The organism is Endozoicomonas sp., assembly GCF_051008435.1.
In the GTDB taxonomy this organism is placed as follows: Bacteria; Pseudomonadota; Gammaproteobacteria; order Pseudomonadales; family Endozoicomonadaceae; genus Endozoicomonas_A.
This window is the reverse complement of sequence record NZ_JBPCXO010000476.1, coordinates 1-11,027: the sequence shown is the minus strand read 5'-3', so window position 1 is coordinate 11,027 and position 11,027 is coordinate 1. Positions and strand designations below refer to the sequence as shown.

The window sequence follows — 11,027 nt, the reverse complement described above, 5'->3', positions numbered from 1 at the left end:
ACTTCCTCAATGTTGAGTGGTCAGTACCCAGCAAGCGAGCTGCTTCACCAATCTTGACTAATCTCTTATCCATAGTATGAGATTATGATAGATAATCATAGATTACTCAATACTGTTTCAAACCCCTCCTCTGGAGGAAGATTTCTCCAGCAGTGGCGTGCCGAGGAAAGCTTCGCCAGAAAGAATATGTGCTGAGTTTATTTATATGGCAGAGCTATTGGATCGTTTAGGGCTAAAACCGGATACTCATTTGTTGGTCAGCAAGTCTGTAAGATACAAAGGTCAGAATTATGGTCTCAGCTGGCCGCTGGGATACAGCATTGCATGGGCTAATGATTGGTTGAATATGAAAGATGAGTAAGTTGGCCCCAAATCAGGGGCCAACGATAAGAAGCAATCTCAGAGTTTCTTGACCAGTATCTTTGATTGTCTCTCGGGATTGTATTGATTGCGCTTTTCCTGAGGCAGAGACTTTTGTGTTGATTCTGCAAAACCACGCTCTACAAACCAGTGACTGGTTTGGGTGGTGAGGACAAAAAGTATCTCCATTCCCTGCTGTGCAGCTTGCTCTTCTATTGAGCTGAGGAGCAGGTCCCCCCGATTTTTTTCCCGGTAATCCGGGTGTACCACCAGACAGGCTAGCTCTGCGGTGTTTTCACCGGAAAACAGATGGATAGCGGCACAGCCTATGATCATGCCGTCCAGGGAAATGACTCGAAACAAACGAATCTCACGCTCCAGCTCTTTTCTTGAACGTCTTCTGAGGATGCCTTTTTGTTCCAAAGGTCTGATGAGCTCGAGGATACCACCCACATCTTCAATGCTGGCAGCACGGATTTCTTCATAGCGATCACGCGAGACCATTGTACCTGAGCCATCACGGGTAAAGAGTTCCAGCAGCAATGAGCCGTCTTGCTCATAACTGATCAGCTGTGCTCGATCGACCCCCCCATGACAGGCAGAGATCGCGGAAGAAAGCAGTCTTCTACTCGCACCTTGCAAACTTTGGAGCACTTTTCCGGCTTCCTGAGGAGAGAGACGACTGATGTGCTGACCCTGAGGGTCCTGCACGCCCTCAAGCTTTGAGTACAAAAGCAATTTCTCGGCTTCAAGGCTGATGGCCGTATGAGTAGCGACTTCCTCCACCTCCATGTTAAAGAGCTCCCCGGTTGGGGAGTGGCCAAGACAAGAGAGAAGAACAATGTAGCCACTGTCGAGCTGCTGTTGAATAGCCTCTTTGTCAATTCTGCGAATAGCCCCGGTGTGGAGAAAATCCTGTCCATCGATCACACCTAAAGGTTTTGCCGTCACAAAATTGCCGCTAATGACCCGAATGCTGGCTCCGTGCATGGGAGAGTTGACCAGACCCAGTGAAAGCTTCGATTCTATACGAGCACGAAGATTGCCCACCGCATCCATCACGCACTCCAGGCACTGACGGTCAGTCACTCGTTTTTCATTATGAAACTTAGATTCAAGCCCCCGGGTACTAAGGCGCTCTTCTATCTGTGGTCGGGCACCGTGTACCAGAACGAGTCTGACTCCCAGGCTGCTCAACAGGGCAATATCGTTGATGATATTGTTCAGGTTTGGGCTTGCCAGAGCTTCACCGCCCAGTGTGATGACAAACGTTTTGCCATGATGGGCGTGAATATAAGGCGAACTCTGCCGGAAAAACTTCACGTAATCTTTTTTGTTTGAGCTCATAGCTGCTGATGCATCTCGTTCATTCTGCTTCAGAATTATTGCTGGGTTACAGGGTTAACAAAGGTTTATGCCCTATTTATCTTCGACCAGCATCTCCGGTTTTGATTACAGGCAGAATCGTCGTATCAGGGATCTTAACAGCTCAATCGTTGGATTAATTCTGTCTATAGAAAGGTATTCATCGGGTTGGTGAGCCTGGTCAATATCGCCAGGTCCCAACACAACGGTGTCCATTCCCATTCGGCTGAAGAAAGGGGCTTCAGTGGTGAAAGCGACAGATTTTGCAGAATAGCCGGTTAAGTCTTCACAGGCCTTGATCAGTGGAGAGTCGGCTGAGCCATCAAACGGGTCAATACTGTCGTGAATAGCTTCCAGAGACAGCTTAACGTTATCTGCTCTGGCAATTGGCAGAAGGCGTTGCCTCAGATTTTCTCTCAATTCCCGACTGTCCATACCGGGTAAAAGACGGACGTCGAAGTCCAGAACACAGTGGCCGCAGATTCTGTTTGGGTTGTCGCCACCATGAATGCAGCCAAGGTTGATCGTAGGCGTGGGTACAGCAAAGCCCGGATTGTTGTATTGTTGAGACAGTTCTTCCCGGAACGTCATAATTTCGGTCATCACTTTATGGGCGGTTTCCATGGCATTTTTGCCCAGGGCTGGATTGCTGGAATGGCCAGACTGCCCCAGAATCCGAACGCGTTCCATCATGATGCCTTTATGCATGTAGACAGGCTGCATGCCTGTTGGCTCGCCAACCACCGCATATCGACCTTTGGGTTTGCCTGCTGCAGCCAAAGCCCGGGCACCATTCATGGAAGACTCTTCGTCTGCTGTAGCCAAAATAATCAGAGGCGCTTTCAGAGGCGCCTTCAGATAATCTTTTACAGCCTCCATCACGAGACCAAAGAATCCCTTCATGTCACAGATACCCAGGCCATAAAACCGGTTATCAGATTCGTTCAGGGAGAAAGGGTCGCATTGCCAGAGGTTTTCATTGTAAGGCACTGTATCGGTATGTCCTGCCAGCACCAATCCACCGGGTCCCGAACCCAGAGTTGCGATCAGATTCGCTTTCAGCGGTTCTTCCGGTATTGGCATGATCTCACAGCAAAATCCCATGGCTTCAAGCCAGCCTGCCAATTCATGAATCACCGGCATATTGCCCATGTCCAGCTCAGGCTGTGTGGAGCTGACAGAGGGAATCTCTATCAACCGGGACAGGACTGCTTTCAGATCAGGTTGCTGGATTCCAGACATTATCAGGTCCTTGGTTCTAATCGTTCGAAAATTGGACAGAAATAATAAACAAAAGTGCCAGGCTTTTACCTTGAGCAGTCTTCTATCACTAAAAGTGATGTAAAGCAGATTCTATTGCCCATGGCTGCCTGACTGCCAGGCTACGGTCGAAATCAACAGCCTTTTTAGCATCATAACAGCCCTTTTCCGGGATAGGTACGTCAGGAGTCTTGAGTGAGAAGTAAAGGGTTGAGAGAGAGGGCTCACGAACGAGCCCTCTTATTAGCCAAAAATCAGTTTCAAGATATGGAAGAAGACAATAGCCAGGAAGGCTCCGGCGGGTAGAGTGATTAACCACGACATGAAAATAGTGCCGATCACTCTCAAGTTTAGTGCTCCAATGCCTCTTGCAAGACCTACACCCAACACAGCCCCTACCAGAGTATGAGTGGTGGAAACAGGCAACCCGGTACCGGAGGCCAATACGACGGTCGTGGCTGCAGCGAGTTCTGCTGCAAACCCTCTGCTGGGAGTCAATTCGGTGATAGCTGTGCCTATGGTTGCCATGACTCTGTACCCATAGGTGGCCAGACCCACAACAATACCCGCTGCACCCAAGAGCAGAACCCAGCTTGGCATGTCTGCTTTACCTGCAATCTCGCCACCGCTAGTGACAATGCTGGCTACAGCCGCCAGTGGCCCTACGGCGTTGGCCACATCATTGGAACCATGGGCAAAAGCCATGGAACAGGCAGTAAAGATCATCATCACGCCAAAGACTTTTTCAACACTGGAAAAGTGAAATGCCTTATCTGCCTGGGCATCCTCCTTGATTTTGGATAGAGCCATTTTTCCCGCCAGCATCACCAATAGGCCGATCAGCAGTGAGATCAGAATGCTTTCCTGGTAATCCAGAGGCAGGCCAATGTGCTTGAGCCCTTTAATCAGGGTGACCATAGCCATCATGAAACCGACCAGGAACATGTAGACCGGCACATAGCGCTTGGCATTTCGGAAAGGGTTGTCAGTATCCAGAATCAACTTCTGAACACTCATGAAAATCATGAAAGCAATACAGCCGGACATGATGGGAGAGATGATCCAACTGGCAACAATAGAGCTGACTTTCCCCCAGTTAACAGCGTCCACCGAGATACTGACAGCGGCAAAACCGACAATGGATCCGACAATGGAGTGAGTGGTAGAAACTGGCCAGCCGTAATGGGTGGCAACCAGTAGCCAGGTACCGGCAGCCAGCAGAGCCGCCATCATGCCATACACCAGCAGTTGTGGGTTCTCCAGCAACTCAGGCATATTGGGGTCAATGATACCTTTTCGAATCGTATCGGTGACTGAGCCTCCCGCCAGGTAGGCTCCCAGAAACTCCAGACAGATGGCAATGATAATGGCCTGTTTGATTGTCAACGCCTTGGAACCCACAGAGGTTCCCATGGCGTTGGCTACATCGTTTGCTCCCACGCCCCAGGCCATGAAAAAACCAAAGAGGCAGGCCAAAATCAGCAGTATCGTTCCATACTCAGCGATAATGCTCATGGATGTTATTCCAATAAAGAGAGTTAACGGGCAAGCAGCAATTGAAGGTAGCTGCCAACTCTTGATGCGCGATCTGCCAGATCACCGACCCAATCAATAATTTTGTATAGAAAAATGACATCCACCGGGGGAAGATCTTTTTCCAGTTTGAACAGAATTTTTCTGACTTCAATCTGGTGTTTGTCCGTATCACTTTCTATTTGATCCAGCTCTTCTATCAGTTCTTCGACCAGATTGACTTCTCTTCCCCTGAAGCCTGTTTCAACCAGTTCATCAAGTTCGTCCATGGCTCTCACTGCCTGAGCTGATGTGGCAATGGAGCGTTTTAAATAGTCGAGAAAGGCCTCCCTCATTTCCTGAGGAATCATCATCTGTCTGCCCAGAACAATGCCGGCGATATCCTTGGCTCTGTTAGCAACCTTATCCTGCACAGTAACGATGACCAGAAGATCATTTCTGGGAACAGGCAGAAACAGGCTTTTTGGCAGAGAGAGGCGGACATTCTTTTTGATGACATCAGCCTCGTGCTCCAGCTCGACGATGGTTTTCTGAATGTTTTCAACTTCTTGCCAGTCACCATCAAACGCCGCTTTGAAAAAGGGTTCTAGCTGTATGGCACATTCATGTGCCTTAGCTATGTGCTTTTGTATCGGGCCAATAGGAGAACGACCAAATACACTCGATAATAGGTTGCTGGTTGCCATAGTCGCAGACCTGTCGGGTTGAACGAAAAATTATAGGAGCTGACTGAAACTTGTACACTGAAATTCCACTTGCACTGGAAATGCGTGGGAGATTCAGGTGCTCATTTGCCATAACAAACCCTTCAGCTTGCAGGTAAAATGAGCTTTTTAGCCGTCGGTCAGCTAACCCATGAGTACTGAAACAGAGTTAAAGCTGTCTCTGCCAAAGGCGCAGATACAAGCCCTTAAGACACTTCCTTTCTGGAAAAAGTTCGCCAGCTCGGCACCAGAAACTTTTCATTTGGGAAATACCTACTTTGATACAGCCTCCCGAAAGCTGAATCAGGCACGGGTTGCTCTGCGTATCAGAGAGAAAAATGGTCAGTATTTTCAGACTCTGAAAACCAAGGGCGAAAGCGTTAACGGGCTGACCCGCCGAGGCGAATGGGAATGGACCATTGAGCGCCCAGAGCTCGATATTGAAGGGCTACAGAAGGTCTGGCCAGAATCCCTGGGGCCTTTACCTTCAGATGCTTTGATACCGCTTTTTTCAACAGACTTTGATCGCACGTGCTGGCTGGTGGAGTGGTCTGAGCCAAGCGCCAGAGTGGAGGTCGCTTTGGACTATGGCCATGTTCGCTCTGGAGAAGCCAGCAGTGTCATCTGTGAGTTGGAACTGGAGTTGATAGAGGGTGATGAAAACGCTCTTCAGAGTATTGCAGATCAGCTGGCCGAAGAGATTGATTTGAAGCCTGCTGACAAAAGCAAAGCCGAGAGAGGTTTTGAACTGCTTCAAAAAGGTTGATGTTGCCAGGAGCCTAGTATCAGGACAGCCATCAGACCTGTCAGAGCCTGAAGCAGGGTAGCGATTGTAAAAGATTTAAAGCCTGTTGCCGGGCTGATGCCTGAAAATTGTGTGACGACCCAGAAATAGCTGTCATTGGCGTGTGTCACCATCATGGATCCGCACCCTGCTGACAGAAATGCCAACAGTCGACCATGTTGGGAGTCCAGACCCAAGCCAGGTAGTAGAGGTTCTATCATAGAGGCGGCACTGATCAAAGCCACTGTGGTGGAACCCTGGGCTGTTTTAAACAGTGCAGCAATAAGAAACGGGAGCACCAGTCCGAGGTTCTCCGGCAGTCCTTCAGCAATTCGGGCTATGTGCCCTGTCTGAGTCAGCATACCAGCAAGAGCCCCACCGGCTGTGATAATCAGAATGATCATGGCGCATGCGTGAATGCTTTCACTGAGCATCTCAGTGAGTCCTGTCTGACATTTTCGAACCAATGGCCAGCTGGCCAGTAAGCCCAGAAAAAGGGCATTGGCAGGCTGTGAAAGAAACAGGGCCCAGCCCTGTTCTTTTTCTTCAACTTGAAAGTTGGCCATGGACATTAGCATTAGAGGCAAAATAATCGGGACCAGAGCCAGCCAGATATTATTTTGACTCATGGCTTTGGTTGCGTGAGGTTTTTTAATGGGGAGACTATCCTCTTCGTCGAGCCAGCGAATCACCCACTTTCCCCATAAAATGGCTACAAGAGTGGACATGAGTGCAAGAGCCATAGCCCATGGAATAACCAGGCTGGGAGAAATGCCCAGAATCAGTGTGGCTGCTGCCGGGCCAGGCGTAGGCGGAACAAGAGCATGGGTAGCAAACAAGCCTCCACCGAGGGCAACACTGAGAGAGGTGGGATTGCATTGAGTTCTTTGGGCAATGGACTGTCTGATACTGTTCAGAAGGATAAAGCCGGAATCACAGTACACTGGTATCGATATAATGTATCCGGCGATCCCCATAGCCAGTGAAGGAAAGCGCTTGCCAAGCGAGAAGATCAGTTTCTCTGCCAGCAGAACGGCCCCCCCGGATTTTTCCAGGATATTGCCCAGCAATACGCCAAAAAGAATCAGTAACGCGACGTCACCAAAGGTTCTCCCCATATCATTGGATATTTGGGGCGTAATGTCAGAGATCGGTAGTCCTGACAACAGCCCCACTGCATATGCGCAGAGCAGTAGAACAATGAACGGCGATAATCGGTAGCGACCGATCAATAGAAGAATGACGGCTATCAGGGAAAAAATGAACAGGAAGCTGTGCAGTATTGATTGATCCACAGTGAAATGTCTTGAGGCAATCTCATTGGAAAAACGGGAGTATAGAAGGGAAATGGCCACCCCGTATCAGGGTGGCTATCAGTTACGGGTTATTCAGTCTCTCCAGTTGTGCCGGGCTCTTCTGAAGAGGTTCCTGTCTGGGAAGTGACGTTATTTTGAGGGTCAACTTGTTGAATTTTCTTCTGGGCCATTCTTTCCTTAAGGCTCATCCCGCCAGCTCCAGGGCCACCGGAGGTCATCTTTTTGAATTTGGGCTGATTCTTGTTTTCTTCGACCTTTTCTTCGGCATTATCGACAGGAATAACAGACTGGGAGCCTGAACCTGGAGGAATCGGTGTGGTAGACATAAGGCCTCCTTGCCCTACGGCGATATACTTAATTGAACTATAGCTTAAAGCCCGAATTTTCTTATAGGCATAAGCTGACGGTTTAGGGGAGAATAGCGAGAATCAGAATAAGCAGTTAATCGCCATGAGTCTGCCGATAAATAGTCTTTGTAGACAAAAGCAGCCATGAGCGACCGAAACAATTTTTCATTGCCTTTGAGGATGGAAAATTTTTCACGGTAAAAAGGAATCGACAGTGACCAGTGTCCGAGAGACGAAGTCAAACGCAAACAAATTCAAGGCCTCACTCAAGAACAGGGTGCTCCTTCTGGATCTGCAGACCGTTGTCTCTGATCTGGTTCAGTCCGGCAGTCTCATGCAACCGGAAGCGGATGAAATACTGGCTCGTCATCGCAATGCGGATCAACTCAAGCTTCATCCCCTGGAGTACATTGCTTCACAGAATTTGGTGGATGCCAGAAACGGAGCATCACTTGATCTTGATTCTCTAATGGACTGGTTGGCAGATCTATCCGGTCAGGAATACTTCCACATTGATCCTTTGAAAATTGATGCTGCAGCCATTACTCCGGTTATGTCTCACGCTTATGCCATACGTCACCAGATCCTGGCAGTAGAAGTGACTGCAGATGAGCTTGTCATTGCCTCTGCCCAACCCTGGCACAGTGGCTGGGAAGATAACCTCAGGCATATTAACCGTAAGGAAATCCGGCGGGTGATTGCCAATCCAGCGGATATTCGACGGTATACCTCAGAGTTCTATCGACTGGCGCAGTCGATTTTGGGAGCTAATGAGCACAATGGGGTGCAATCGACTCAGTTGAATAGCTTCGAGCAGATGCTTGAGCTGGGCAACATGAAGGCTCCGGATGCCAATGACCAGCACATTGTTAACATTGTGGACTGGCTGCTCCAGTATGCATTTGAACAACGGGCCAGTGATATTCATGTCGAACCCAGGAGAGAACAAACCCATCTACGCTTCCGAATTGATGGGGTGCTCCACCTGATCTATCAAATGCCTGCCAAGGTGGCTGCTGCAGTGACCAGCCGTCTGAAAATTCTGGGTCGTATGAATGTGGCCGAAAAAAGAAAACCTCAGGATGGTCGACTGAAAACTCGCAACCCGGATGGCAATGAAGTCGAGTTGAGACTCTCAACATTACCGACGGCATTCGGGGAAAAACTGGTCATGAGGATTTTTGATCCGGATGTGCTGGTTAAGGGCTTTGGAGAGCTGGGTTTTTCCCGAGAAGATGAACGTCGCTGGACTAATATGACCGGACAGCCCAATGGCATTGTTCTGGTTACCGGCCCGACCGGTTCGGGTAAAACAACAACACTGTATTCGACCCTGAAAAGTCTGGCTACTGAACAGGTGAATGTCTGTACCATTGAAGACCCTATTGAAATGGTAGAGTCCAGCTTCAACCAGATGCAGGTCCAGCATAATATTGATTTGACGTTTGCCAGTGGGCTGCGAGCACTCTTACGTCAGGATCCGGATATCATCATGGTTGGTGAGATTCGAGATCTGGAAACCGCTGAAATGGCCATTCAAGCGGCGCTGACGGGTCACCTGGTGCTCTCTACTCTGCACACCAACGACGCCCCTTCTGCTATTACCCGCCTGCTTGAGCTGGGGGTACCACATTATCTGATTAAAGCGACTGTTCTTGGGGTTATGGCGCAGCGACTGGTTCGAACGCTTTGCCCTGCCTGCAAACAGCCTGTGAAACTCGATAAGCCCGGTTGGAAATCCCTTACTCGTCCCTGGTCAGCTCCAGCTCCCTCACAGATTTTTCAGCCAGTAGGTTGTCTTGAATGCCGTGATACAGGCTATAGAGGGCGGGCCGGTGTTTATGAATTAATGCCTATGTCTCAATCTCTCAAGACCCTGCTGGAAGAGAATACTGATATAGAAAGCCTGCGTCGTCAGTCCATCAAAGAAGGTATGTATAGCCTTCGTCTTTCTGGGGCCCAGAAAGTCGCATCAGGACTGACTACCATCGAAGAAGTGATGAGGGTAACTCCCGATCAACAGCATTGACTAGGAGCCTGGCCGAGAATAGATAGATCAGCCTGAAATCCAGAAAAAATGACCTCGGTCTACTGAATTTTAATCTCGATCACTATTCTCGGTCAGGCTCCTGGCCTTCGACACTTTATGAAATGTCCGGGCTAGCTCTCAGCTTAAAAAAGAAATCGTTGAAGTCTCTCACCGACTGTTCGATATTAATATCTGAAGTGACAGTGGAACAGTCGGATAATAATGAAAACACTTACTCTTACATGTCTTCTTCTATTACCTTTTGCAGTGCAGGCGCAGAAAGTAATGGAATTGAAACCTACCGAGCAACCTCAAACATTTGTTGAGCAGATGCAGCAGAATTTTGATCCTGCTATGGCTGATCTGGTTCTGGAGTCCTATCTAAACAGTTTGCTGAAGGCAAATGCTATTAAGGACAGAGCCAGAAAGTCATCCATTGAGTATTCCGTTAAAGCCAACAGGGAAGGGGAGTTGGTTGTGACGCGCCAACAGCAGCTGGAGCAGGGATTGGTCAGGAATAATAATGCTCTGACAGTATACGGCGTTGCTCATACTTTGGAGTCAAACTGTTCCAGTATCGAACAGCGTTGCTGGATTTTATATCCCGACAAGGATGAACGTTGGGTTGAAATAGAATATGCGCCAAAAGCGGTGAAGGAACTTGCCAAGGGGATGGGGCTGCTGATCAAGGAACTGCAAAGGTAATCAAGGCTGTTGAAAGATTCCGCATGCAGTCACTGCTACACATACAAAGAGTTGTTGCTGTTTGTCTAGAAGAGAGTGCTTTAGCGGTGTGATGAAATGATAGTAAGTCTCCCCAAACTGCCGCTGTCACGTAAGCCCGTTGCTGTTAAGCAATTGAATGGGTGGTCTAACCACTTATTTCTTATAGATATATGTACGGTCGTACTCTGTCGTGGGCAGGTTTTTGGGCAATATATTCGTGCGTCCAGAGCTCCGTAATTTAGGTCCCAGTACAAACTGAAAGTAATGCTCTAAATAAGTGGGTGTGGCCTGGTGCAAAGAAGGTGGCGTTGTCCCTTCTAGGGTGAGTAATTAGACCACTATAAAAAAGGGGGAAATAATGTGGATACTTTGCTGTTTCTGGAGTGATGAGGTGAACTATTTGTACCGGTTATACATCTATGATGTAGGAGCTCTGGCAGCAGGCTGGATCACTACGCCAATAGGTAAACAGCTTATTGCTAGGAGCCTGTCGGACTTACCACTGACCTACTGCGAAAAAGCCGGATTTGGCCATTTTTTATGATTCTTTTCGTTGAATAGCTCGCTATTCGCCTCAAATAATCATAAAAACTGTCTCAAACC

Annotated in this window: 9 protein-coding genes; 3 read left to right on the top strand and 6 right to left on the bottom strand. The window is 48.6% G+C overall.

Annotated features, from left to right (window positions below):
• Positions 1 to 399: 399 nt before the first annotated feature.
• The 4 genes from argA to ACR2PX_RS23510 all read right to left on the bottom strand — a co-directional run bounded on the left by argA (position 400) and on the right by ACR2PX_RS23510 (position 5,204).
• On the bottom strand, positions 400 to 1,707 hold the full coding sequence (gene argA, locus ACR2PX_RS23525; RefSeq protein WP_434001786.1) for an amino-acid N-acetyltransferase: 1,308 nt from the start codon (positions 1,705 to 1,707) through the stop codon (positions 400 to 402).
• A gap of 105 nt (positions 1,708 to 1,812) precedes the next feature.
• Positions 1,813 to 2,967: an acetylornithine deacetylase gene (argE, locus tag ACR2PX_RS23520; protein WP_434001785.1), complete on the bottom strand. Its 1,155-nt coding sequence runs from the start codon at positions 2,965 to 2,967 to the stop codon at positions 1,813 to 1,815.
• A 261-nt stretch (positions 2,968 to 3,228) separates the two neighbouring features.
• A complete protein-coding gene (locus tag ACR2PX_RS23515) occupies positions 3,229 to 4,500 on the bottom strand; it encodes an inorganic phosphate transporter (protein ID WP_434001784.1) in 1,272 nt (423 codons plus the stop codon).
• 23 nt (positions 4,501 to 4,523) lie between these two features.
• The gene (locus ACR2PX_RS23510; protein WP_434001783.1) at positions 4,524 to 5,204 is read right to left on the bottom strand and encodes a TIGR00153 family protein; all 681 of its coding nucleotides are present in this window, start codon (positions 5,202 to 5,204) and stop codon (positions 4,524 to 4,526) included.
• 169 nt (positions 5,205 to 5,373) lie between these two features.
• On the opposite strand from ACR2PX_RS23510, the gene ACR2PX_RS23505 reads away from it, so the two are divergent.
• Positions 5,374 to 5,988 (top strand): inorganic triphosphatase, encoded by a 615-nt coding sequence (locus tag ACR2PX_RS23505; protein WP_434001782.1) that lies wholly within the window; start codon positions 5,374 to 5,376, stop codon positions 5,986 to 5,988.
• Here ACR2PX_RS23505 and ACR2PX_RS23500 read toward each other — a convergent pair.
• Together ACR2PX_RS23500 and ACR2PX_RS23495 are read right to left on the bottom strand one after the other, a co-directional pair.
• On the bottom strand, positions 5,976 to 7,301 hold the full coding sequence (locus tag ACR2PX_RS23500; RefSeq protein WP_434001781.1) for a GntP family permease: 1,326 nt from the start codon (positions 7,299 to 7,301) through the stop codon (positions 5,976 to 5,978). The genes ACR2PX_RS23505 and ACR2PX_RS23500 overlap by 13 nt on opposite strands.
• An 89-nt stretch (positions 7,302 to 7,390) precedes the next feature.
• Positions 7,391 to 7,648 (bottom strand): hypothetical protein, encoded by a 258-nt coding sequence (locus tag ACR2PX_RS23495; protein ID WP_434001780.1) that lies wholly within the window; start codon positions 7,646 to 7,648, stop codon positions 7,391 to 7,393.
• 355 nt (positions 7,649 to 8,003) lie between these two features.
• Here ACR2PX_RS23495 and ACR2PX_RS23490 point away from each other — a divergent pair, with 355 nt between their 5' ends.
• Both ACR2PX_RS23490 and ACR2PX_RS23485 read left to right on the top strand, forming a co-directional pair.
• Positions 8,004 to 9,698: a GspE/PulE family protein gene (locus ACR2PX_RS23490; RefSeq protein ID WP_434001787.1), complete on the top strand. Its 1,695-nt coding sequence runs from the start codon at positions 8,004 to 8,006 to the stop codon at positions 9,696 to 9,698.
• A gap of 285 nt (positions 9,699 to 9,983) precedes the next feature.
• Entirely contained in the window at positions 9,984 to 10,403 is a 420-nt protein-coding gene (locus tag ACR2PX_RS23485; protein WP_434001779.1) for a hypothetical protein, read from the top strand.
• The last annotated feature ends 624 nt before the right edge of the window (positions 10,404 to 11,027 follow it).

Excerpts from the sequence above, each read along its gene's own strand:
- argA (WP_434001786.1), bottom strand. The coding sequence starts at position 1,707 with ATGAGCTCAAACAAAAAAGATTACGTGAAGTTTTTCCGGCAGAGTTCG.
- argE (WP_434001785.1), bottom strand. The coding sequence starts at position 2,967 with ATGTCTGGAATCCAGCAACCTGATCTGAAAGCAGTCCTGTCCCGGTTG.
- ACR2PX_RS23515 (WP_434001784.1), bottom strand. The coding sequence starts at position 4,500 with ATGAGCATTATCGCTGAGTATGGAACGATACTGCTGATTTTGGCCTGC.
- ACR2PX_RS23510 (WP_434001783.1), bottom strand. The coding sequence starts at position 5,204 with ATGGCAACCAGCAACCTATTATCGAGTGTATTTGGTCGTTCTCCTATT.
- ACR2PX_RS23505 (WP_434001782.1), top strand. The coding sequence starts at position 5,374 with ATGAGTACTGAAACAGAGTTAAAGCTGTCTCTGCCAAAGGCGCAGATA.
- ACR2PX_RS23495 (WP_434001780.1), bottom strand. The coding sequence starts at position 7,648 with ATGTCTACCACACCGATTCCTCCAGGTTCAGGCTCCCAGTCTGTTATT.
- ACR2PX_RS23490 (WP_434001787.1), top strand. The coding sequence starts at position 8,004 with ATGCAACCGGAAGCGGATGAAATACTGGCTCGTCATCGCAATGCGGAT.
- ACR2PX_RS23485 (WP_434001779.1), top strand. The coding sequence starts at position 9,984 with ATGGAATTGAAACCTACCGAGCAACCTCAAACATTTGTTGAGCAGATG.